General features: G+C 72.3%; 21 protein-coding genes, 1 tRNA gene and 1 pseudogene. 11 read left to right on the top strand and 12 right to left on the bottom strand.

Annotation, left to right across the window (positions count from 1 at the left end):
• Positions 1-323: 323 nt before the first annotated feature.
• Together IEZ04_RS01460 and IEZ04_RS01455 are read left to right on the top strand one after the other, a co-directional pair.
• The gene (locus IEZ04_RS01460; RefSeq protein ID WP_189214748.1) at positions 324-1,586 is read left to right on the top strand and encodes a hypothetical protein; all 1,263 of its coding nucleotides are present in this window, start codon (positions 324-326) and stop codon (positions 1,584-1,586) included.
• Entirely contained in the window at positions 1,583-2,128 is a 546-nt protein-coding gene (locus tag IEZ04_RS01455; RefSeq protein WP_189214747.1) for a hypothetical protein, read from the top strand. The genes IEZ04_RS01460 and IEZ04_RS01455 overlap by 4 nt, the downstream gene beginning before the upstream one ends.
• On the opposite strand, the gene IEZ04_RS01450 is transcribed toward IEZ04_RS01455, so the two are convergent.
• On the bottom strand, positions 2,023-4,197 hold the full coding sequence (locus tag IEZ04_RS01450; RefSeq protein ID WP_189214746.1) for an ATP-binding protein: 2,175 nt from the start codon (positions 4,195-4,197) through the stop codon (positions 2,023-2,025). The two genes, IEZ04_RS01455 and IEZ04_RS01450, sit on opposite strands and share 106 nt — an antisense overlap.
• A 111-nt stretch (positions 4,198-4,308) precedes the next feature.
• Entirely contained in the window at positions 4,309-4,569 is a 261-nt protein-coding gene (locus tag IEZ04_RS01445) for a GntR family transcriptional regulator (RefSeq protein ID WP_189214745.1), read from the bottom strand.
• 162 nt (positions 4,570-4,731) lie between these two features.
• Between IEZ04_RS01445 and IEZ04_RS01440 the strand changes: the two genes are divergently transcribed.
• On the top strand, positions 4,732-4,956 hold the full coding sequence (locus IEZ04_RS01440) for a hypothetical protein (RefSeq protein WP_189214744.1): 225 nt from the start codon (positions 4,732-4,734) through the stop codon (positions 4,954-4,956).
• A 26-nt stretch (positions 4,957-4,982) separates the two neighbouring features.
• Here the strand turns inward: IEZ04_RS01440 and IEZ04_RS01435 are convergent, their stop codons facing one another.
• Positions 4,983-5,786 carry an exodeoxyribonuclease III gene (locus IEZ04_RS01435; RefSeq protein WP_189214743.1) on the bottom strand — a complete coding sequence of 268 codons (804 nt, stop codon included), beginning with the start codon at positions 5,784-5,786 and terminating at the stop codon, positions 4,983-4,985.
• Positions 5,787-5,851: 65 nt separating this feature from the next.
• On the opposite strand from IEZ04_RS01435, the gene IEZ04_RS01430 reads away from it, so the two are divergent.
• Positions 5,852-6,328 carry a GNAT family N-acetyltransferase gene (locus IEZ04_RS01430; protein WP_189214742.1) on the top strand — a complete coding sequence of 159 codons (477 nt, stop codon included), beginning with the start codon at positions 5,852-5,854 and terminating at the stop codon, positions 6,326-6,328.
• Between the two features lie 156 nt (positions 6,329-6,484).
• Here IEZ04_RS01430 and IEZ04_RS01425 read toward each other — a convergent pair.
• From IEZ04_RS01425 to galU, 7 genes and pseudogenes are all read right to left on the bottom strand, one after another.
• Positions 6,485-6,558: transfer RNA gene (locus IEZ04_RS01425), tRNA-Ala, on the bottom strand.
• Between the two features lie 129 nt (positions 6,559-6,687).
• Entirely contained in the window at positions 6,688-8,130 is a 1,443-nt protein-coding gene (locus tag IEZ04_RS01420) for a SepX/GlpR family protein (protein ID WP_189214741.1), read from the bottom strand.
• A 223-nt stretch (positions 8,131-8,353) separates the two neighbouring features.
• Positions 8,354-9,013, bottom strand: coding sequence for a GNAT family N-acetyltransferase (locus IEZ04_RS01415; RefSeq protein ID WP_189215350.1), 660 nt, complete (start codon positions 9,011-9,013; stop codon positions 8,354-8,356).
• A 182-nt stretch (positions 9,014-9,195) separates the two neighbouring features.
• Positions 9,196-9,720, bottom strand: a pseudogene (locus IEZ04_RS01410) (MogA/MoaB family molybdenum cofactor biosynthesis protein); the annotation flags it as partial.
• On the bottom strand, positions 9,717-10,196 hold the full coding sequence (gene moaC, locus IEZ04_RS01405) for a cyclic pyranopterin monophosphate synthase MoaC (protein ID WP_189214740.1): 480 nt from the start codon (positions 10,194-10,196) through the stop codon (positions 9,717-9,719). The gene moaC and the pseudogene IEZ04_RS01410, both read right to left, overlap by 4 nt.
• Before the next feature lie 85 nt (positions 10,197-10,281).
• Entirely contained in the window at positions 10,282-11,661 is a 1,380-nt protein-coding gene (gene glp / locus IEZ04_RS01400) for a molybdotransferase-like divisome protein Glp (protein ID WP_189214739.1), read from the bottom strand.
• 5 nt (positions 11,662-11,666) lie between these two features.
• Positions 11,667-12,569 (bottom strand): UTP--glucose-1-phosphate uridylyltransferase GalU, encoded by a 903-nt coding sequence (gene galU, locus IEZ04_RS01395; RefSeq protein ID WP_189214738.1) that lies wholly within the window; start codon positions 12,567-12,569, stop codon positions 11,667-11,669.
• Positions 12,570-12,701: 132 nt separating this feature from the next.
• On the opposite strand from galU, the gene IEZ04_RS01390 reads away from it, so the two are divergent.
• Complete coding sequence (locus IEZ04_RS01390; protein ID WP_189215349.1) at positions 12,702-13,286, top strand: 5-formyltetrahydrofolate cyclo-ligase; 585 nt, start codon at positions 12,702-12,704, stop codon at positions 13,284-13,286.
• A 95-nt stretch (positions 13,287-13,381) separates the two neighbouring features.
• Here the strand turns inward: IEZ04_RS01390 and IEZ04_RS01385 are convergent, their stop codons facing one another.
• The gene (locus IEZ04_RS01385; RefSeq protein WP_189214737.1) at positions 13,382-16,186 is read right to left on the bottom strand and encodes a penicillin acylase family protein; all 2,805 of its coding nucleotides are present in this window, start codon (positions 16,184-16,186) and stop codon (positions 13,382-13,384) included.
• Positions 16,187-16,428: 242 nt separating this feature from the next.
• On the opposite strand from IEZ04_RS01385, the gene IEZ04_RS01380 reads away from it, so the two are divergent.
• The 6 genes from IEZ04_RS01380 to mscL all read left to right on the top strand — a co-directional run bounded on the left by IEZ04_RS01380 (position 16,429) and on the right by mscL (position 22,245).
• Complete coding sequence (locus IEZ04_RS01380; RefSeq protein WP_189215348.1) at positions 16,429-17,964, top strand: potassium/proton antiporter; 1,536 nt, start codon at positions 16,429-16,431, stop codon at positions 17,962-17,964.
• A 287-nt stretch (positions 17,965-18,251) separates the two neighbouring features.
• Positions 18,252-19,532: an MFS transporter gene (locus tag IEZ04_RS01375; RefSeq protein WP_189214736.1), complete on the top strand. Its 1,281-nt coding sequence runs from the start codon at positions 18,252-18,254 to the stop codon at positions 19,530-19,532.
• 69 nt (positions 19,533-19,601) lie between these two features.
• The gene (locus IEZ04_RS01370) at positions 19,602-19,928 is read left to right on the top strand and encodes an FmdB family zinc ribbon protein (RefSeq protein ID WP_189214735.1); all 327 of its coding nucleotides are present in this window, start codon (positions 19,602-19,604) and stop codon (positions 19,926-19,928) included.
• Positions 19,929-20,041: 113 nt separating this feature from the next.
• Positions 20,042-20,890 (top strand): S-methyl-5'-thioadenosine phosphorylase, encoded by an 849-nt coding sequence (locus IEZ04_RS01365; RefSeq protein WP_189214734.1) that lies wholly within the window; start codon positions 20,042-20,044, stop codon positions 20,888-20,890.
• A gap of 311 nt (positions 20,891-21,201) precedes the next feature.
• The gene (locus tag IEZ04_RS01360; RefSeq protein WP_373296234.1) at positions 21,202-21,672 is read left to right on the top strand and encodes a hypothetical protein; all 471 of its coding nucleotides are present in this window, start codon (positions 21,202-21,204) and stop codon (positions 21,670-21,672) included.
• Between the two features lie 96 nt (positions 21,673-21,768).
• Positions 21,769-22,245 (top strand): large conductance mechanosensitive channel protein MscL, encoded by a 477-nt coding sequence (gene mscL, locus IEZ04_RS01355; protein WP_308429759.1) that lies wholly within the window; start codon positions 21,769-21,771, stop codon positions 22,243-22,245.
• Positions 22,246-22,252: 7 nt separating this feature from the next.
• Here the strand turns inward: mscL and IEZ04_RS01350 are convergent, their stop codons facing one another.
• Complete coding sequence (locus IEZ04_RS01350) at positions 22,253-22,441, bottom strand: hypothetical protein (protein ID WP_189214732.1); 189 nt, start codon at positions 22,439-22,441, stop codon at positions 22,253-22,255.
• Between the last annotated feature and the right edge of the window lie 287 nt (positions 22,442-22,728).

The following is a 22,728-nucleotide window of genomic DNA, read 5'->3' as shown; positions in this document are numbered from 1 at the left end:
AGGTGTTCCGTTCCGTCCGGGCAGAGTCCACATGACGTGACCCGAGTGGTTCCGGCGCCGCACACAGCCCTGACATGGTCATCAGCAAATGCGTTTGTCATATGCCGCCCTTCGTTTCACTGTCACCGCAGGTCCAGGCGGAGCGCAGGGCAGAAGCGGGGCGCACGGTCGCGTGAGGGGGCGCACGGAGCGGAGGGGTTGACGGTGCACGAGGGCTGCAAGGTTTCTCCAAGTCCACCGTCCGACCCGTCGGTTAGACCGGATTCCGCGGCCCCGCAATCATGCGCGCCGCACACCGACACCACCGACACGGGGGACATCGAATGAGCCTGGTCATACCCGACACGGAACGGCGCCTCGCCGTGCCCCTGCGCCTGGACGTCGAGCGCTGGGCCACCTTCCGCATCCGCAAGCGGGTGCTCGCGGTGGTACACACGGTGACCTCGGCACAGCGCCTGCTGGAGGCCGTCCGCCTGCTGGAGGGCGATCCGCGGGTGCAGGTCGTCTTCACCACGGCGCACGACGTGTTCAACGACGGGGTGGACGAGTTCCTGGAGGCCGCGAAGGCACTGGTGGTGCCCTGGGGCCGGGCGGTGCACACGCGGTTCGACCTGGCGCTCGCGGCGAGCCACGGCGGACTGCACGAGCTGAACGTGCCGGTGATCGTGCTCCCGCACGGCGCCTCGTACAACAAACGCGTCTCCGCGCCCGGGGCCGGCCAGGGGCGTCCCGTGGTGGAACGCGAGGTGTACGGACTGGGCCGGCAGTGGCTGGTCCGCGACGGAGTGGTGGTGCCCGCGGCGATCGCCCTGGCCCACGAGGACGACCGCGCCCGTCTGGCCAGGGAGTGTCCTGAGGCGCTGCCCGTCGCGGAGGTCGTCGGGGACCCCTGCTACGACCGCGTCACGGCCAGCCTGCCGTGGCGGGAGCTGTACCGCGAGACCCTCGGTGTCGAGCCGTGGCAGAAGCTGGTGCTCGTCTGCTCGACCTGGGGACCCGACTCCCTGCTGAGCCGGCAGTGGGACCTGCTGGACCGGCTGGCCCTCGAACTGCCTCCGGAGCGGTTCCGCATCGTGGTCCTGCTGCACCCCCACGTCTGGAACGCCCACAGCGAATGGCACATCCGCAGTGCCTTCGCCGGGCTGGCCCGCCGTGGCGTCGGTCTCGTCACCCAGCACTCCGAGTGGTGCGGTGCCGTCGTCGCCGCCGACCACATCGTGGGCGACCACGGCTCGGTCTCGCTCTACGGGACGATGACCGGCGCCCGCATCCTGACGGCCGGCGCCCCGGACCCGGACCTGGACCCCTCCTCACCGATGGCCGAGCTGCGCGCGACGGCGCCCCGCATCCGGCCGGACCAGCCGCTGGTGGCGCAGCTGCGGCGCAGCTCCGCCGTCTACCGTCCGGGACAGTACGGCCGGATCGCGGCCCGGCTCAGTTCGGAACCGGGCCAGTTCGCCCGCAGGATGCGCACCCTCCTGTACCGCAAGCTGCGCCTGCGCGCCCCGGCCGCGCGCCTCGCTCCGGAACGGGCGGTACCACCGGTCCTGGTCGGGTACGGCGACCCGTCCCGCACCGCGTCATGAGCACCGTCACCGCCGGGGAGCGGCCGGCCGGTGCGTGGTGGTGCCGTGTGCGCGTCACGGAGGCGGCGGAAGGGGGCCACGGCCCGCGGCGTGTGCTCGACGAGCACCTGCGCGTGACGCTTCCCGCCCCGCCGCCCTGGCTGTCGCTGGCCGATGTCCTGCTGGCACCGGGCACGGGCCACGGAGCGGCGGACGCGCTGGCGGCCGGCTGCCCGGGCGCCGCGGTGGTGGCCGTCCATCTCGGGACCGCGCGGTGCTGGGTGCGCATCGGACCGTACGGGCACGCCCCCGCCCGGATGGTCCTGACCGAACTCCACGCGGCCCTGCGCCCCTGGTCGGCATGGGCCTCCCTGGCGCACGCGTGGCTGGTGACGAGGGTGCCGCCGAGGTCGTCACCCGCACCGGCGGAGGTCGTCCTGCCGCACGGGCGGCCGGCTCAGTCGCCGGCTTCGCCCCGGGACAGCAGTCGCAGCCGCTCACGCACCGCTTCCGCCGGGTCCGCCCGCTGGACGGCGGAGTACAGGTCGGCCGCCTCCCGGTAGCGTCCCCGGGCGAGGTCCCGCCGTCCGCGCCGCTCGGCGACCTCGCCCAGTGACTCCAGGATCCGGGCGGTCTCGTAGGCGGCGCCCGCCTCGCGCATCACGGTCAGCGCCCCGGAGAGCCACCGGTCCGCGTCGTCGGTCCGGCCGCCTTCCAGGCGGATCCGCCCCAGCAGGACGGCGGCGCGCGCGGCGTTGTAGGAGTCGCCCACGGCGAGCAGCGTCGTACGCGCGCCGGCGGCGTCGGCGGCCGCCGCCTCGGGCCGGCCACGGGCGAGGTCGACATCGGCTCCGTTCAGCCGGGCGAGTGCGGCGGCCCGCCTGTCACCGCACCGGGCGAGCCCGACGGCCGCGTGGGCGAACAGTCCCGCGGCCTCGTCCGGCCGGCCCAGTCGCTGGTGGGCCAGGCCCTGGTAGTTCAGTGTGCGGGCGTGACCGAGTGCGTTGCCGTCCGCCGCGAACAGCCGCGCCGCGTCCTCGAACATCTCCAGCGCCCGCTCGTGCTCGCCCCCGCCCAGTTCACCGAGGCCGCCGGAGGTGAGCATCCGGCACTCGGCCGCCCTGTCCGCGAGTTCGCGCGCGGCGGCCAGCCCCTCGGCATGGGCGGTATGGCAGTGACCGTAGTGCTTGCGCCGGATGAAGAGGGGCCCCAGGGCATCGGCGAGCTGCCAGCAGACGTCCGGTTCACCCGCACTCCGCGCGTACCGCACCACCGCCATCAGCTGCGGAAGTTCGCGCTCCAGCCAGTCCAGCGCGGCCTGGGCGCCCGCTCCGAACTCCTCGACGACGACCGGCCCGGGACCGTACGACCGCTCCCGCAACGGGTGCTGCGGATCGACGGCCGTCTCCGCACGCGTGGCCGTGGCCAGCAGGTGGTCGGCGAGCCGTCGGAAGGCCGCGGCCCGCTCCGCGGCGGACTCGTCCTCCGCCGCCATGGCCGACGCGTGCAACCGCACGAGATCATGGAAGCGGTAGCGGTCCTCACCGATGTCGGTGACGAGATTGGCGTCGTGGAGCACGTCCAGCAGGTGGGCCGCACCGCGCCCGTGCCCCGGACCGGGCCGCCCGGCCGTGTTCCCGAGCAGCGCCGCCGCGGCAGCGCTGCCGAACTCCGTGCCCGGGTGCACTCCGAGCAGCCGGTAGAGGCGGGCCGCGTCCTCGGGCAGACCCCGGTACGACAGGTCCAGCGCGGCACGTACCCCGTGGTCCCCGTCGATGGCGAGTGCGTCGAGCCGGCCCCGTTCCTCGGCCAGCGCGCGGACCATCGTCGTGATCGCGCGGTGCGGCCTGGCCGCGAGCCGCGCTCCGGCGACCCGCACCGCCAGCGGCAGCCCCGCGCAGAGCCGTACGAGGGCACGGGCGTCGTCGGCCTGCGTCTCGACCCGGTCGTCGGCGAGGGTGTCCGCCAGCAGTTCGACGGCCGCCTCGGGGGCGAGCGGTTCCAGGTGCAGCTGGTAGCAGCCTTCGAGCGCGAGTCCGGACATCCGGCGGCGGCTGGTGACGAGGGTGACGTTCGCCCCTCCCGGCAGCAGGGGCCGCACCTGTGCCGCGGTCGCGGCGTCGTCGAGCAGCACCACGAGGCCGCGCTCGGCGGTCAGCGACCGGTACGACGCCGCTCGCTCGGCGAGGCCGCGCGGCACCTGCTGCGGCGGGACTCCGAGAGCACGCAGGAAGCCGCTGAGCACCTCCGCCGGATCGGCCGGACCGGCGGGCGACTGGGCTCCCAGGTCCGCGTACAGCTGGCCGGCCGGGTAGTCCCGGCGCAGCCGGTGCAGCCAGGACAGGGCGAGGGCGGTCTTGCCGACGCCGCCGAGTCCGCTCACCGCGGCGAGCGTGGGGTGTTCCCGCCGCGCCGCGCTGACCCGACGGCGTTCCAGCGCCTCCACCTCGGCGGTGCGGTCGGTCAGCGGACCGGTCGGCGGGAGCTGCCAGGGAGGCGGGGGCGGAGCGTCCGGTGCGGCCTGTGTGCCGGTGCCGATGTGGACGTCGCCGTGGACGACCGCGGCCTGCACGCTGGGACCGTGTACGACGCCGCTCACCTCGTTGCGGCCTGCCCGCTCCTGCTCCCGCACGCGTCCCCCTCCGGCCGGTGAGCACCGAGTACTGGGGATGAGTATGTCCGTACAGGTGGTCGACTACCCGTACGCGGCCGCACGGCGCGCCGCCGTACCTACGACCGCCGGTCAGCCGTTCCCGCCGGAAGCCGACTCCCGCGCCACGAACGACCCACGCGCCGGAACGGTGACCAGTCTGCCCCGGTCCCGCAGGATGGCCAGCGCCCGCCGGACGGTCTGCGAGCCCACTCCGTACTCCTGCGCGATCGTCATCTCACCGGGCAGCCGCGTACCCGGCGGCCACGAGCCGTCGTCCATCCTGGCGGCGAGCAGGTCGGCGAGCTGTACGTAGTGGTACGCCGGGTTGGTCGGGTCGATACCGGTGCTCATGCGCGCGACCGTACGCGGTCGACCTCGATCACGCATCGCCGACGTCGGACGACATCGGTCAACCGCTACCGCCCGCTGTCGACCACGGTTAGCTTCAGCCAAGAGACGCCCCGGCGACGCGGGCAAGGCGTCCCGGAGCCGGCCGACTGCTGAGGAGTCGACGTGAGCGAGCGTACTGTCGTCCGGTACGAAGGCGGAGCCATCCACGTGTCCGACCCGGACCCGACCGAAGAACTATCGATCACCAACGCGCGGCTCGTCGCGGCACACGCGACGAAACTGCTGGAGACCGACGGGACGACCCGCCGTGAGGCACAGTTCACGGCGCTGGAGCCGGTGCGCTGCGTCCGCGACCTGCTCGTGATCGTCGGCACCACACGCGGCTGACCCGCATCGCGCACGCGGAACGTGCCCTACAGGTCGTACACGACCGTCACAGGCGCGTGGTCCGACCACCGCTCCGCGTGCGTGGCCGCCCGCTCCACGTACCCCTTGACCGCCCGCGCGGCCAGTCCGGGCGTCGCGGCGTGCAGGTCGATGCGCCATCCGCTGTCGTTGTCGAAAGCGCGCCCCCGGTACGACCACCAGCTGTACGGCCCCTCGACGTCCGGATGCAGCGCCCGCACCACATCGACGTACCCGCCGTCCTGGGCGTCCAGAACCCGCCCGAGCCACTCCCGCTCCTCCGGCAGGAAGCCGGAGTTCTTCCGGTTCGCGCGCCAGTTCTTCAGGTCGGCCTCCCTGTGGGCGATGTTCCAGTCGCCGCAGACGACGACCTCGCGCCCGCCCGCGGCCGCGCGCTCGCGCAGCTCCTTCAGGTAGGGGAGGAACTCGCCCATGAAGCGGATCTTCTCGTCCTGGCGCTCGGTGCCGACCTCGCCGGAGGGGAGGTAGAGGCTGGCGACGGTGACGCCGGGGAGGTCCGCCTCCACGTACCGGCCGCTCGCGTCGAACTCCGTCGAGCCGAAGCCGACCTGGACGCGGTCCGGCTCGCGGCGCGTGTACAGGGACACCCCCGCCCGGCCCTTCGCCGCCGCGGGCGCGTGCACCACGTACCAGCCCTCCGGTTCCCGCACCTCCGCCGGCAGCTGCTGCGGCTCGGCGCGCACTTCCTGGAGGCACAGCACGTCGGCCGAGGTGCCGGCGAGCCACTCCACGAAGCCCTTCTTCGCGGCGGCACGGAGTCCATTGACATTGACAGAGGTAACAGTGAGCACACCGGCACGATACCGGCACAATGGACTGTCCCTTCGTAAACTTGAACGAATATACGGTGTGCAGCATGGACATACGCCGGGTCTCCTTCGACCACCCCGACGCGCGCAAGCTCAACGACCTGGTCCAGGCCGAGTACGACGTCCGCTACGGCGACGGCGGCGACGCCACGGAGCTGGCGGCGCCGGACTTCGAGCCGCCCAACGGGATCTACCTCCTCGCCTATGACGACGACGACGTCCCGGTCGCCTCGGGCGGCTGGCGCGCCCAGGACGAGAACGGCGAGGGCAACCGGGACGGGGACGCCGAGCTGAAGCGGATGTTCGTGGTGGAGGAGATGCGCGGCCGGGGCATCGCCCGCCGTGTTCTCGCGGCGCTGGAGGAGGACGCCCGCGCGGCCGGCCGCCTCCGCATGGTCCTGGAGACGGGGACCAAGCAGCCGGAGGCGATCGCCCTGTACCTCTCCAGCGGTTACGAGCCGTGCGAGAAGTTCGGCTACTACCGCTTCCACGAGTCGAGCCTGTGCTACGCGAAGCGGCTGTGATCCGGCCGTAGTTCCGCCCCCTCTCACGCCCGCAGGCAGGCCGGCACCGCCGGCACCCTGCGGTGCACGTTGCGGTGCACATGGGGGTCGCGGGTGTACGGGGCTCAGAACGCCACAGAGCCCCTGTCGGAATCCCGACAGGGGCTCTGTGTTGCGTGGACCTGAGGGGATTTGAACCCCTGGCCCCCTCGATGCGAACGAGGTGCGCTACCGGACTGCGCCACAGGCCCTTGCAACGAGTGAAACTCTAGCATCCCCATCCGGGTGCTCGGAAATCCGTTCCGCGCTGGTCAACGGTCGCCCCTCGCAAGCCCGCAGGAGCCCGCCCGCGGGGAGGCACTCCGAACGGGCGGTCAGGGCTACTCGTTGGCCGCACGCGGGCGGTCGCCGTCCTCGAACTGGTCGAACAGCGGCGTCCGTCCCCGCTCCCGCGCCCGGCGCGCGGACGCGGCACGACGGGCGTCGGAGCGCCCTTCGTCGCCGTCGCCCGTCTCACCGCTCTCCGTCCCCGTCTCGGACGAGGCAGGGGCGGAGGCGGAGGGCGGCGAGGAGGAGGACGGCGAGGAGGGCTCGGGCGCGGAGGTGGGCGCGGGCACGGGTGCGGACAGGGAGGCGTCCAGCGCCGCCTCCGGGTGTCCCGCTCCCGGCTCGGCCGCGCTCGACCGTGCCGGGCTCCACGCGTCCGGCGTCCCCGGCTGGGCGTTCGGCGTGGCCCGTGGAGCGACCGGCGCCGTCACGTACGTGGGGAGCGGCACCGGGACCGGGTCCCAGCTGTCACCGTGGCCGGGGCGCCGCTGGCGCTCGCGCTGCTGGTCGACCCACTCGGCGTGGTCGGTCTGCTCGACGAGGGCCCGGCGGTCGGCCGCGAGCGCGGACAGGTCCGGCCTGGTCTCCACCTCTGACCCGTCCTCCGGCTCGTCGGCGTCGTGCTGGTCGAGCACCGGCCGGCGCCGGGGCTGCCGCTCACGGAGCCGCTGCGCGGCGATCTCGGCCCGGCGCCGGTCCATGGTGTAGGTGAACCGCCGCCGCTCCTGGGAGCGCAGATAGGCGATGTAGGCGCTGAGCATCACCGCGGGCACGCCGGGCGCCCAGAGGAACGCGAGCCCCCCGACCGCCGCGACGATCGATCCGAGCGTGAAGGCGAGGAAGAGCACGACCGTCGTACGCCGTCGGCGCGCGAGCACCTTCGAGCGCTGGGCCCGCGCCGCGGCCTCCTCCGAGACCCTCTTCCGCGCTGCCACGCCGACGGGCGGCTTCTTGCCGGGCCTCGCGGCGGACGACTGGGAGGGCTGGGAGGAGGGCTGGGACGGCTCGGGCGCCTGGGGCGCCTTGGACGGACGGGACGACTCCGGTGCCTCCGCACCCGTACCGCCCGCGCCACCGGTACCGCCCACACCGCCCGCTCCCCACGCACCGGCCTTCTCCGCGGACTGCGACGGCGGCGAGCCGGCGGGCCCGCCCGCCGGTGCCTCCGGCCGCCCCGCCGCCCCGTCCCGCCTCACCGGCAGGTGCACCCTGGTTCGCGGGCGGTACGGAGGCATGGCGAAGGCCCGGACGTCCACCGAGTCGGTGACGGCATCCGGGTCGGCGGCGTACTCCACCTCGTCGGCGGAGCGCGCCTGCAGGTCCTTGGCGTACCGGCGCTCCATTCCCGCCCGTCCGGACAGCAGCCGGATGGCGGTGCTGAAGCGTTCCGTCGGACGGGCCTCGTTCAGCTCGTCCTGCCTACGGAGCCACATCGGCACCAAGTAGGCGGCCCAGGCCCCGACAATGACTGCGTAGATGAGGCCGCTGCTGCTCACGCCTCACACGGTAGAGGGGTTTGCATGAGGCCATCTGCCAATTGAGCCGGTGTGTCGCACGATCTGGCTGATATTTCTAGCTTTTTTTGTGACCGATGCGATCAGCGGACCAGCGAGACCGCGGAATTAACGCTTTGAGACGATCAGGAGCCGTCAATTTCGAACACATATTTTATTTATGAAGCCGCTCACGCCGCGTCGAGCGTTCCGCACCGTATCCGGATCATGCCGTGTTGCGGGGTGTGTCGCCCCGGATGTCCTGCGGCGCGTTGCGCGCGCGGGTGCGGCGCCAGCGGGTCAGCAGCCCGTCCGGCACCTCCTCGGCGGTGAGCGCGAACACCAGATGATCACGCCAGGCACCGTCGATGTGAAGATATCGAGGACGCAGGCCTTCCTCGCGAAATCCGAGTTTCTCCACGACGCGTCGGCTGGGCCCGTTCTCCGGGCGAATACACACCTCGATGCGGTGCAGGCCGACCGTGCGGAAGCAGTGGTCGACCGCCAGCGCGACCGCCGTCGGCATGACGCCGCGGCCCGCGACCGCCTCGTCGACCCAGTACCCGACGTGCCCGGAGCACATCGAGCCCCAGGTGATGCCGGCCACCGTCAGCTGCCCGGCGAGCCGCCCCCGGTACTCGATCACGAAGGGCAGCATCCGCCCCGCGTTCGCCTCCCGCCGCAGATGGCGGACCATCTGGCGGTAGGTCGGCCGGTGTGTGATCGGGCCGCTGGGCGTGGGCGGCGGGATGGTCGCCTCCCAAGGGCGCAGCCAGTCCCGGTTGCGCCGGTTGACCTCCCGCCAGGCCTGCTGGTCGCGCAGCCTTATCGGCCGGAGGACGACATCGCCGTCCGCCAGTTCGACGGGCCAGGACGGGCTGTTCAGCGCGCACCCCCACTGGGTCCGGAGCCGTCCGCGGGGGCGCCGGGTCCGCCGTGGTGCCCGGCGGACCCTGTGGCGTCACCGGCGGACCCTGCGGCGCGCCCGGCGGACCCTGCGGAGCCGGCAGGGCCCGTGGCGCCGGTGGATCCCGAGGTACCGGTGGTACCGGCTGATGTCGCGGTGCCGGTGGGTCTGGGGTGGTCGCCGCCGCGGATCTGGTCCACGGCGTGGATCAGCAGGGGCTCCAGCACGGCCAGGCCGTCCCGCACACCGCCGGTGGAGCCCGGCAGGTTCACGATCAGCGTGCCGCCGGCGACCCCCGCGAGGCCCCGGGAGAGCGCCGCCGTGGGCACCTTCTCGCGGCCGTACGCCCGGATGGCCTCGGCGATGCCCGGGACCTCGCGGTCGAGTACGGCGCGGGTGGCCTCCGGTGTCCGGTCGGTGGGCGAGATGCCGGTGCCGCCGGTGGTGACGACGACGTCGTACCCGGCCCGGACGGCGACGCGCAGGGCGTTCTCCACGGGATCGCCGTCGGGCACCACCCACGGCCCGTCCACGGCGAAGCCGGAACTCCGCAGCCCCTCCGCGATCAGCGGCCCGCCCCTGTCCTCGTAGACGCCCCGGGCGGCGCGGTTGGACGCGGTGACGACCAGGGCCGAGTAGGGCGCGGTGAGGGCCGCTCCGGCGGGCGGTCCGGCCGGTGCCGTCATGCCCGGCTCCAGTCGCCCGACTTCCCGCCCGTCTTCTCCTCCACGCGTACGTCCGTGATGACCGCCCCCTTGTCGACCGCCTTGACCATGTCGATCACGGTGAGCGCCGCCACGCTCACCGCGGTGAGGGCCTCCATCTCGACGCCCGTGCGGTCGGTCGTCTTCACGGTGGCCCGGATCTCGACGGCGTCGTCCGCCACCGACAGGTCCACTGTGACCCCCGCCACTGACAACGGGTGGCAGAGCGGGATGAGCTCGGGGGTGCGCTTGGCGCCCATGATGCCCGCGATGCGCGCGGTGGCGAGGGCGTCGCCCTTGGGCACTCCCTCACCGCGCAGCAGTTCGACCACGCGGGGGGACACCAGGACCCGGCCGCTCGCGCGCGCGGTGCGCGCGGTGACGTCCTTCCCGGATACGTCGACCATGCGGGCGGCACCCGCCTCGTCGATGTGCGTCAGTCGGTCCTGCGTACTCATGTGGTGTGGCGCTCCCGGTCAGTGCCCACGCGCGTGGGGCGCGTGGCCTCGTTGTGCGCGACACGGTACCCCCAAGGGGCCGCCCTCACCCGAGGAGGACCACCTCGACCTCGGTGCCCGGCTCGACCGACTCCGCGTCCTCCGGGACGACGATCAGCGCGTCGGCCCTCGCCAGGGCGGCGACCAGGTGGGAGGAGGCTCCTCCGACGGGGGTGACGGTCCCGTCGGCGTACGTGCCGCGCAGGAACTGGCGGCGGCCCGCGGGCGAGGTCAGCGTCTTGGGAGCGTGCAGCGTCGCCCGGACGGTGGGCCGGTGCAGGTCCTCGAGGCCCATCAGGGCGCGGATCACCGGCCGGACGAACAGCTCGAAGGAGACGTACGAGGAGACCGGGTTGCCCGGCAGCGCGAGCAGGGGCGTGCGGTCGGGGCCGATCGTGCCGAAGCCCTGCGGTTTGCCGGGCTGCATGGCGAGCTTGCGGAACTCGACACGCCCGCCCGTCACGCGCTCGGCGTCCTCCCCGTGCGCCCCGTTCTCCCCGTCCGCACTGCTCGCCCCGTCGCCCTCGGCGCCGAAGGACTGGAGGGCCTCCTTGACGACGTCGTACGCCCCCACGCTCACCCCGCCCGTGGTGACGAGCAGGTCGGCGCGGACGAGCTGGTCCTCGATGGTGGAGCGGAGGACCTCGGCGTCGTCGGTGACGGCGCCGACCCGGTAGGCGATCGCCCCGGCGTCGTGGGCGGCGGCGGTGAGGGCGAAGCTGTTGGAGTCGTAGATCTGGCCGCTCCCCAACGCCGTGCCGGGCGGCACCAGTTCACTGCCGGTGGACAGCACGACCACGCGCGGGCGCGGACGTACGCGCACCGTGCCGCGGCCGATCGCGGCGAGCAGCCCGATCTGCGGCGGGCCGAGGACGGTACCCGCCGCGAGGGCGCGCTCGCCGGCCTGCACGTCGCTGCCCTTCGCGCGCACGTGCGCGCGTGCCTCGGCCCCGCGGTGGACCTGCACCTGGCCGGTGGCGCCCTCCGGGTTCGCGCTGTGGGCGCGCATCCCGGAGACGGGCCCCCGGCCCGCGCCGCCGTCGGTCCACTCCACGGGGACGACCGTCTCGGCGCCGGGCGGCAGCGGGGCACCGGTCATGATGCGGGCCGCCTCGCCCGGGCCGACGTACGGCTGCTCGCCCTGCCCCGCGGCCACGTCACCGATCACCGTGAGGACCGCGGGGTACTCCTCGCTGGCGCCCGCGACGTCCGCGACCCGTACCGCGTACCCGTCCATGGAGCTGTTGTCGAAGGGCGGCAGGGACACCGGCACCATGACGTCCTCGACCAGGACGCAGCCCTGTGCGTCGAGGAGCTGCAGCTCGATGGGTTCCAGGGGGCGGACGCCGGCGAGGACGTCCGCCAGGTGCTCGCTCACCGACCAGAGGCGGTCCGGGCCGGTGCCGTGGGTCGCGGGGCTGCTCAACGTGGCTACATCTCCTCGGCTACGTAACTGCGGAGCCAGGTCCGGAAGTCCGGGCCCAGGTCCTCACGTTCGCACGCGAGCCGGACGATGGCACGCAGATAGTCGCCACGGTCGCCGGTGTCGTAGCGGCGGCCCTTGAAGACGACGCCGTGCACCGGGCCGCCCACCTTCTCGTCGGCGGCGAGCTGCTGGAGGGCGTCGGTGATCTGGATCTCGCCACCGCGGCCCGGCTCGGTCTCGCGCAGGATGCCGAAGATCCGCGGGTCGAGGACGTAGCGGCCGATGACGGCGTAGTTCGAGGGGGCGTCCACCGGGTCGGGCTTCTCGACCAGGCCGGTGACCTTGACGACGTCGCCGTCCTCGGTGCCCTCCACGGCGGCGGAGCCGTAGAGGTGGATCTGCTCGGGGGCGACCTCCATGAGGGCGACGACGCTGCCGCCGCGCTGCTCCTGGACCTCGATCATGCGCTGCAGCAGGGGGTCGCGGGGGTCGATCAGGTCGTCGCCGAGGAGGACGGCGAAGGGCTCGTCGCCGACGTGCGGGGCGGCGCACAGGATGGCGTGGCCGAGGCCCTTGGGGTCGCCCTGGCGGACGTAGTGGATCATCGCGAGGTCGCTGGACTCCTGGACCTTGGCGAGGCGGTCCGCGTCGCCCTTCTTCTCCAGGGCCGACTCCAGCTCGTAGTTCCGGTCGAAGTGGTCCTCCAGGGGCCGCTTGTTCCGACCGGTGATCATGAGGACGTCGTCGAGCCCCGCGGACACCGCTTCTTCGACCACGTACTGGATCGCCGGCTTGTCGACGACCGGCAGCATCTCCTTCGGAGTGGCTTTGGTGGCAGGCAGGAAGCGGGTGCCGAGACCGGCTGCGGGAATGACAGCCTTGGTGATCCTGGGGTTCGACTCAGTCATGGCTGAACCTTATCCGGTGCCCTTGTACGGCCCCTGTGGCTCCGATTAATTCGTTCTCATATGAGAACATTAGGAACAGTTTGGGAGCATTCTGTGAGCCGGACCGGACACGAGACGGATGCCGACAAGCGGATGGTGCGGCGAGCGTTCCTCTCGGTGAGGAGCGGGTTGCGGGCGGAGGACGTGCGGGACGCGGCGGACGCCCTCACGCGGCACGCCCTGGAGCTGCCCGAGCTCACACACGCGCGCACGGTCGCGGCCTATGTCTCCGTCGGCGGTGAACCGGGCACCCTCGCCCTGCTCGACGCCCTCCGCGCGCGCGGGGTGCGCGTCCTGCTGCCCGTGCTCCTGGCCGACGACGACCTGGACTGGGGCGTGTACGAGGGCGGGCACTCCCTCGCGCGCGTCCGGTACGGCGGACGGATGACCCTCCTGGAGCCCACCGGCGACCGCCTCGGACCGGAGGCCGTGACCGGGGCGGACGCCGTCCTGCTGCCCGGCCTCGCCGTCGACGCCCGCGGCATGCGCCTGGGCCGCGGCGGCGGCTCGTACGACCGTGTGCTGGCCCGGCTGGAGCGTGCGGGGGCCGATCCGGCGCTGGTGGTGCTGCTGTACGACTCCGAGGTCGTCGACCGCGTCCCCGAGGAGCCGCACGACCGGGCGGTGCACGCGGTCGTGACGCCGTCGGGCGTACGGCGCTTCCGGACGCCCGGCTGAGCCCGGCCGGCCCTCCGGGGCTCCGGGGCCCGTACGCGCGGAACGGCCCTCCACGCGCGCGTGGAGGGCCGTTCCGGTCGGGCAGGGAGTGATCGTCAGGGCTTCAGCGTCAGCGTTTCGCTCGTGCTGTCCTCGACCGCCTTCTCGGTGAAGGACCACGGCAGCAGCTCGCCGTCGGCCCACTTGTCCGTCTGGTCGGTGTAGTGGGCGCTGTAGGCGTGTCCGGAGGCGCCGGTGAGATTGATCCACCGGGACTTGTCGAGGTCGTCGAGGTTGACCACCATCCGCATCGACGGCACCCAGACGACGCCGTAGCCGCCGGCCGCGTTCCAGCCGGTCGCGTTGACCGTCGCCTCGCCGCCGCCGAGCTCCCAGGGGCCGCGGTTGAGCATGTGCCGCAGGATGCCGGGGCCCTCGGTGCCGAGGGTCTGGTTCTTCAGGAACAGGCGGTGCAGCCGGCCCCAGGTCCAGCCATCGACGTCCTTGCCGAGCTTGGCGGTCAGCTCCCAGCGGGCGTCCTTCATGGCCCGCTCGAACAGCTCGTCGCGGGTGTTCACGGCCTCGTCGGTACGCGTCGCCGGCGCCGACCACCAGTCGTTGTCCTCGTCGTCGAGGATCCGGCGGACCACCTCGAACCAGCGGTCGCCGCCGTCCGGCTGCGCCTGGTCCGCGTCGCGCTGGCCGCACTCGCGCACCTTCTGGCCCTCGTCGGCCGGGCCGGTGCCGGTCGGCTCGACGTACAGGCACCGGCCCTTGACCCGCAGCTCCTTGGGCAGCTTGTCGCCGAAGGCCAGCTCGAGGATGTTGCGCCAGACCGAGTTGAAGTACGCGGCCGCCGTCGAGTCGGCGTCCTGGGTGTAGTCCCAGCCCTCCAGGAGCTTTTGCGTCTGGCGGACGTTCTTGTCGTCCACGTCGATGGCCAGCAGCTTGGGCACCAGCAGCCGGGCGATCTCGCTGCTGTTGTCCATCTGCATGAGGCGCATGTCCTCGGTGGAGATCTTGCCGCCGTCCTTGATCTTCGACTCGATCAGGTCGGTGATCCGCCGGCTGCGCGTGCCGTAGCCCCAGTCCGTGGTGAGCGTGTGGGGGTAGGACTCCTCGTCGACGACGGCCTGGTTGGCGGTGACGATGTAGCCGCGCTCCGGGTTGTACTCGAAGGGCAGCTCGTCCTGGTCGATGTAGCCGGCCCAGTCGTAGTCGGAGTCCCAGCCCGGCGCCGGGACGGACCCGTCGTGGCCCTCCCCGCGCGTGGGGATCTTTCCGGGCAGCTGGTAGCCGATGTTGCCGTCGGTGTCGGCGTAGACCAGGTTCTGCGAGGGCACGTCGAACAGGGCGGCGGCCTCACGGAACTGCGTCCAGTCGGCCGCCCTGTTCAGCGCGAAGACGGCGTCCATGGAGGTGCCCGGCTCCAGCGCGGTCCAGCGCAGCGCGATGCCGTAGCCGTCACCGCGGTCGGGGGCGGCGTTGTCCACCGTGGCCTTCTTGCCGACCTGGACGAGCTCGTCGTTGCGGTCGGAGAGCAGGGGGCCGTTGTTCGTGGTCCGGACGACGATCTTCTTGGACGAGCCGCCGGCGACCTTGATGGTCTCCTCGCGGGTCTCGAACGGCACCACCTTGCCGTCGTACTCGTACCCCTCGCCGGTGAGCTTCTCCAGGTACAGGTCCGTGACGTCGACGCCGGAGTTGGTGAAGCCCCAGGCGACGTCCTGGTTGTGGCCTATCACCACGCCGGGCATGCCCGCGAAGGTGTAGCCGGAGACGTCGTACCGGCACTTGTCACCGACCTCACGGCAGTGCAGGCCCATCTGGTACCAGACGGACGGCAGCGAGGCAGCGAGGTGCGGGTCGTTGGCGAGCAGCGGCTTGCCGGTGATGGTGTGCTCGCCGGAGACGACCCAGGAGTTGGAACCTATGCCGTTGCCGTTCACGCCCACGGCGTCGGGGACGTTCTCCAGGACGTCGTAGAGGCCCGAGAGCTGCGTCTGGAGGGCGTCGGAGGCGCCGACGGTGCCCAGGCCGGTGCCGGTCCCGGCGCCCGTGCCCGCGCCCGCGCCGGTCTCCGTGGAACCGGCGGTGCCCGCGGTGCCCGCGGTGCCCGCGGTGCCCGCGGAGTTTCCCGTCCACGTCTCGGAGAGCTCGTCGTAGCTCCCCTCCCGCACGATCGCCTCGTTCCGGTCGTACGGGTAGTCCGGGTACAGGTCGGCGATCTGCTGGGGGCCGAGGCGGCTGGTCATCAGCGCGCGGTCGATCTCGTCCTGCATGTTGCCGCGCAGGTCCCAGGCCATCGCCTTCAGCCACGCCACCGAGTCGACGGGCGTCCACTCGGCGGGCTTGTAGTCGGTGGTGAGCCCCAGGGCCGCGTACTCCAGGGAGATGTCCGCGCCGTCCTTGCCCTTGAGGTAGGCGTTGACGCCCTTCGCGTAGGCCTGGAGGTACTTCTTCGTCTCGTCGGAGAGCGTGGTCTCGTACTCCTGCTCGGCGACCCGGTGCCAGCCCAGCGTGCGCAGGAACTCGTCGTTGCCGACCTGGCCCTTGCCGAACATCTCGGACAGCCGGCCCGAGGTCAGGTGGCGGCGCACGTCCATCTCGTAGAACCGGTCCTGCGCCTGGACGTAGCCCTGCGCCATGAACAGGTCCTCGTCGGAGTCGGCGTAGATCTGCGGGATCCCGTAGCCGTCGCGTCTGACCTCGACGTCTCCGGAGAGACCGGTCAGCTTGACGGTTCCCTCGGTCTGCGGGAAGGAGGCGCGCACGGTACTGACCGACCAGAACCCGCCGTACGCGACGCCCCCGATGACTGCCAGCACCAGGACGATCACGAGCAAACGGGCTTTGCGCCCCTTCTTCCTGCCGGACTTGCCGGGCTCCTGACCGGAAGAGGCGGTGGTGTTGGGGGGCATCGCTGTCCTTGCTGTCCTAACGCGAGCGGCAGGGCGGGCTGTGCTTCTACTCAGCGCTGAGCGCTGGAGCAACCATAGGCGCAGGGGCGGACCCGACTTGACGCGGAGTCGGCCAACGAGCGCGTACGGGCGTTCGATCCCGCCGACCGGACCGTCAAGAAAGTGTCAAGAGTTAGGTAAGGTAACGAAGTACCTCGCAGCACCGGAGCACGCCGACGGCCGTCTTCGGGCCGCGAGGCCATCTGCCCGGCCCGGCGAGAAGGGAACAGCCCCTGACTGTCCACCACCTCAACCAGCTCCTGCTCATCTGCTCGGTCGTCCTGCTCGTGGCGGTGGCAGCGGTCCGGATCTCGTCGCGCAGCGGGCTCCCCAGCCTGCTCGTCTATCTGGGGATCGGCGTCGCCATGGGCCAGGACGGCATCGGCGACATCCACTTCGACAACGCCGAGATGACCCAGGTCATCGGCTATGCGGCCCTGGTCGTGATCCTCTCCGAGGGTGGCCTCGGCACGAAGTGGCGCGAGATCAGACCGGTCCTACCGACCGCCAGCTCGCTGGCGGTGGCCGGAGTCGCGGTGAGCGTCGGCGTCACCGCGGCGGGCGCCCACTATCTCGTCGGGCTGGACTGGCGGCAGTCGCTGATCATCGGCGCGGTGGTGTCCTCCACGGACGCGGCCGCCGTCTTCTCCGTCCTGCGCAGGATCCCCCTCCCCGCGCGCGTGAAGGGTGTTCTGGAGGCCGAGTCCGGGTTCAACGACGCCCCGGTGGTCATCCTCGTCGTCTCGTTCTCCGCCGCGGGCCCGGTCGAGCACTGGTACGTCCTGATCGCCGAGATAGCACTGGAGCTGGCCATCGGTGCGGCCATCGGCCTCGCGGTGGGCTGGCTCGGCTCCTTCGGGCTGCGGCACGTGGCCCTGCCGGCCTCCGGCCTCTACCCGATCGCCGTCATGGCCATCGCGGTCACCGCGTACGCGGCCGGGGCGATGGCCCACGGCAGCGGCTTCCTCGCCGTCTACCTGGCCTCCATGGTCCTCGGCAACTCCAAGCTGCCGCACTGGCCCGCCACGCGCGGCTTCGCCGAGGGGCTCGGCTGGATCGCCCAGATCGGCATGTTCGTGCTGCTCGGACTGCTCGTCACCCCGCACGAGATGGGCGACGACATCCTGCCCGCCATCGTCATCGGCCTGGTCCTGACCATGGTGGCCCGGCCGCTGAGCGTGGTGACCGCCCTGTTGCCGTTCCGGGTGGCCTGGCGGGAGCAGGCCCTGCTGTCCTGGGCCGGGCTGCGCGGCGCCGTGCCGATCATCCTCGCCACCATCCCCATGGTGAACGGTGTCGAGGGCAGCCACCGGATCTTCAACATCGTCTTCGTGCTGGTCGTCGTCTACACCCTCGTACAGGGGCCTACCCTGCCCTGGCTGGCGGGCAAGCTGCGGCTGGGCGAGGGGGCCGAGGCCGCCGACCTCGGCATAGAGTCGGCGCCCCTGGAGCGGCTGCGCGGGCACCTGCTGTCCGTCGCCATTCCGGACGGCTCGCAGATGCACGGCGTCGAGGTGGGCGAGCTGCGGCTGCCCGCGGGCGCCGCGGTCACGCTCGTCGTACGGGACGGGACGTCGTTCGTACCCCTGCCGACCACGGTGCTGCGGCACGGTGACGAACTGCTCGTGGTGGCCACGGACCCGGTCCGGGACGCGGCGGAACGGCGCCTGCGCGCCGTCGGCCAGGGCGGCAAGCTGGCCGGGTGGCTGGGGACCGGGGGCGACGGGGTACGGACGTGAGCCGTGCTCCCCGTCCTCGTGCGGTCGCAGCTCGTGCGGTCGCAGCTCGTACGGTCGCACTCGATCACGTCCGCCCGTACTCGTATACGACGGACACACGTTTGTATACGATGAGGGCGCACCTTGATCGGACCACCTCTGCCTGACGCAGGGCTGGCGCGACCGTAAGGCGGCCGGGACGTCCCCGCGGGGCGCCGGTATCTACCGCAGTACGCGCGAGAGGACAGCCCTCGGCGACCGGGCCCCGTTTGGGGTCCGCGCTACCAGGCGGCAGAAAGGCACGGGCCGTGGCATCCACGGTCACCCCGACGGCGTCCCGCCCGGGTTACGGGCAGCTGCTGCGCACCCGCGGCGCCTGGACGTTCCTGCTCCCCGGCTTCGCGGCGCGCCAGCCGTTCGCGATGCTGACCCTCTCCATCGTGCTGCTGGTGCAGCACACCACCGGTTCGTACGGGGCGGCCGGCGCCGTGGCCGCCGTGACCGGTGTCTCGATGGCGCTCTTCGCCCCGTACAGCGGCCGCCTCGCCGACCGCCACGGTCAGCGGGCGGTGCTCGTCCCCGGCGTCCTGCTGCACGCCGTGGCGGGGCTCTCCCTCACGGCCCTGGCGCTGGCGGATGCCCCCTTGTGGGCCCTGTTCGCCGCGGCCGTGCCCACCGGCGCCTCGGTGCCGCAGGTCGGCCCCATGGTGCGGGCCCGCTGGGCCGCGAAGCTCCAGGGCTCACCCCTGATGCCGACCGCGGCGGCCTTCGAGTCCGTCACCGACGAGCTGACCTTCGTCCTCGGCCCGCTGGTGGCGACCGCCCTGTGCACCGCCGTGGACCCGGCGGCGGGGCTGATCGCCGAGGCGACCCTGACGCTGCTCGGCGGGCTGCTGTTCGCGGCACAGCGCGGCACGCAGCCCTCCCCCGCCGGTGCCGCCACCGGGGAGCACGCGCGCGTGCGGCACGATCCGGCGCTGCGGGTCCCCGGTGTGCGCGTGCTCATCGTGACGTTCCTCGGGATCGGCACCGTCTTCGGCGGCATGCAGGTCTCGCTCGCCGCGTTCACCGAGTCCATCGGCGAGCCCGGTCTGAACGGCGTCCTGTACGGCATCTTCGCGGCGGGCAACATGCTCTCCGGCATCGTCTGCGGCGCGGTCGCGTGGAAGACGGCCCCGCAGCGGCGGCTGGTCGTCGGGTACGCGGCGCTCGCGGTCACCGCGTCGGGGCTGTGGGCCGCCCACTCCGTACCGGTCCTCGCCGGCCTCGGCCTGCTCGTCGGCATGTGCATCGCGCCCGCGCTGATCACCGGCTACACCCTGGTCGAGAACCTGGTCGCGGCGGGCGCCCGCACCGAGGCCTTCACCTGGCTGACCGGCGCGGTCGCGCTCGGCCAGGCGGCCGCCGTCACGGTCTCCGGGCAGTTCGAGGACCGCCTGTGGGACGGGGCCGGATTCCTGGTGCCGATGGCGGGCACGGTACTGGCCCTGGTGACCCTCGTGTCCCTGCGGTCACGCCTGTCGGCACCGCCCGTGGGACGCACGGTGGCACGTGGCGTGGGTCACCGCGCGACGGTCCCAGTGGACTGATCCCCGGGAATAGGTCACTATGGACCGTCGTTAGCACTCATCGAGTGAGAGTGCCAGGAGGAAGACACAGTGCCGACGTACCAGTACCAGTGCACCGAGTGCGGTGAGGGCCTCGAAGCGGTGCAGAAGTTCACCGACGACGCCCTGACCGAGTGCCCCAACTGCGGTGGCCGCCTGAAGAAGGTTTTCTCCGCGGTCGGCATCGTCTTCAAGGGCTCCGGCTTCTACCGGAACGACAGCCGCGGCTCGTCGTCGAGCAGCAGCCCGGCATCGGCCTCGAAGTCGTCGGGCTCGTCCTCGGGTTCCTCCGACTCGTCGTCGTCCTCGTCCTCGGCGTCCTCCTCGACGGGGTCGTCGTCCTCGTCCTCGTCCGCGAGCAGCAGCTCGGCCGCGTAAGCAGGTCCGGGCACCGGGCTCGGACTCCCCCGGGCATCCGCAGACTCTCGGGACCCCGCTGTCGCACGACGGCGGGGTCCTCGGCGTTTCCGGGCCCCGGTTAGGGTGCGGGCATGGCGAACACGGGCAACGGCGCCGCCGAGATCGGTGTGATCGGCGGTTCCGGCTTCTACTCCTTCCTCGACGACGTCACCGAGATACAGGTCGACACCCCCTACGGGCCGCCCAGCGACTCGGTCTTCCTCGGCGAGCTCGCCGGGCGCCGGGTCGCCTTCCTGCCCCGCCACGGGCGCGGCCACCACCTGCCGCCGCACCGCATCAACTACCGCGCCAACCTGTGGGCGCTGCGGTCGGTCGGCGTGCGCCAGGTGCTCGGTCCGTGCGCGGTGGGCGGGCTGCGGCCGGAGTACGGACCGGGCACCCTGCTCGTGCCGGACCAGCTCGTGGACCGTACGAAGTCCCGGGCGCAGACCTACTTCGACGGGCTGCCGCTGCCCGACGGCAGCGTCCCGAACGTGGTCCACGTCTCGCTGGCCGACCCGTACTGCCCCACCGGCCGTGAGGTCGCCCTGGCGGCGGCACGCGGCAAGGGCTGGGAGGCGGTGGACGGCGGCACGCTGGTCGTCATCGAGGGGCCGCGGTTCTCGACGCGCGCCGAGTCGGTCTGGCACCGGTCGCAGGGCTGGTCCGTGGTGGGCATGACGGGCCACCCCGAGGCGTCCCTCGCGCGCGAGCTGGAGCTCTGTTACACCTCGCTGAATCTCGTCACCGACCTCGACGCGGGCGCCGAGACGGGCGAGGGCGTCTCCCACGAGGACGTGCTGCGCGTGTTCGCCGCGAACGTCGACCGGCTGCGGGACGTGCTGTTCGACGCGGTCGCCGCGCTGCCGTCCAACGAGGCACGGGACTGCCCGTGCGGCGGGGCGCTGGGCGGGATGGATCCGGGGTTCGTGATGCCGTGACGAGGCGGGGACCCGGGCGGACTCTCCCGTTCGGGTGAGGAGGTTTTCCCCAGGCCCCGGGTTGTCCACGGACGCCGACGGGCTGCGCGACGAAGCCTCATCGTGGGACCGCAAGCCGATCTCACGCAGCAGGTGGTGGCCTCGTGTCCGCTCGTACGCCCGTGTCCTTCCGTACGCCCGTCTCCTTCCGTACACCCGTCTCCTCTCGTACACCCGTGTCCTCCCGTAAGTCCGTTCCTCCCGTCCCCCTCCCCCCGTCCTTCCCGTCCGTTCCCCCGACCTGTGAGGTCCCGGCTTTTCCTCCGTTGCGGGTGAGCGGGGTGCGGGCCCGGTTGCGGCGGCTGGCGCGGTGCCGCCGACGGGCCCTGGCGGCCGGGCTGGCCGTGACCGCGGCGGCGCTGGTGGCCGCGGGACCGCGCGGAGCCGAGCCGGTACCGGACGGCGGGCGGGCGCGCGGTCACCCGGTGACGGAACCGGTGCGCGAGGAGCGGCGGGTCGCGAGGCGCACGGTCACGGCGGTGTCCGCGCCGGTGCGGATCGCCGACGGCGCCACGGTCCGCCTGCTGCGCCCCGGTGACCGGGTCGACGTGATCGCGGCCGGGGGCCCGGCCACGGGTGACGGTGACGCCCGGGTGATCGCACGCGGGGCGCGGGTCACGGAGGTGCCGACGGTGAGCGCCGCCGAGACCGGCGCGCTGGTCGTCCTGTCCGTGCCCCGCGCCACGGCGGCACGGCTGGCCGGTGCGGGCGTGGCATCGCGGTTGGCGGTGGTCCTGTGGTGAGGGCCGGCTGGACAGCTCCCGGACATCCTGTCGTAGGTTGCGGAGTCATTCGTTCCGCAACGATCGGCACAGCGAAGAGGACAGGAAGGTTCCGTGGTGAGCGAGCAGAAGAAGCCGAACATCCTGGAGGGGTTCAAGGCCTTCCTGATGCGGGGCAACGTCGTGGACCTCGCCGTGGCGGTGGTCATCGGCGCGGCCTTCACCAGCATCGTGAACGCGGTGGTGAAGGGAATCATCAACCCGTTGGTGGGCGCGTTCGGCACGATGAACCTCGACGGCTACAGCTGGTGCATCAAGGGTCCGTGCGAAGTGGCCGCGGACGGCACGGTGAAGCAGGGCGTGCAGATGATGTGGGGCTCGGTGCTCGGGGCCACCCTCACCTTCCTGATCACCGCCGCCGTCGTCTACTTCCTCATGGTCCTGCCGATGTCCAGGTACCTCGCACGGCAGGAGGCCCGCCGGAAGCGGAAGGAGGCCACCCAGGAGGTCGTCCAGGTGACCGAGCTGCAGGTCCTCCAGGAGATCCGGGACCTCCTGGTGGCCGAGCGGGACGCGGGGCGGAACCGCCCGTAGCCTCGCCTCAGAGGTGGTGGGGCGGCTTCTCGTCCAGGAAGCGCCTCAGATCGGCCGCACCGTCACGCTCGGCGTCACCGGCCGGCTCGCCCCAGCCGTGGTCCGTGTCGTCCGCCGACCGTCGGCTCAGCGGGTCGTCGAAGATCAGCGCGGCCCCGGGGTCGCGCGGGCCGGGTGCGGAGGAGGCGTCACTCATGCTTCCAGCGTACGTGGGACGAGGTCCGAAGCACGCGGGACAACGCTGAGGGCCCGAGTGGGGCATGGGCTGCTTACGGCGCGCTGTACGGGGAATAGGGGGCAGGAGGTGCGGTCGAGGTGAAGGCCGGGTGAAAAAGGGTTCTCGGCAGGTGGCTTGGGGCGAATTGTGGGACTGTCCGGGAACGCCCCTCCGGGCTCGTGCGTTTTTTGGACGTACGTTTTCTCGGATCCCGGACATAATGTCCGATCGAGGGGCTACGGTATGCACCCACAAGGTGACATGCA

Source organism: Streptomyces ruber, assembly GCF_014648075.1.
Taxonomy (GTDB): domain Bacteria; phylum Actinomycetota; class Actinomycetes; order Streptomycetales; family Streptomycetaceae; genus Streptomyces; species Streptomyces ruber.
The sequence above is the reverse complement of the archived record's forward strand: the minus strand, read 5'-3'. Positions and strand labels throughout refer to the sequence as shown.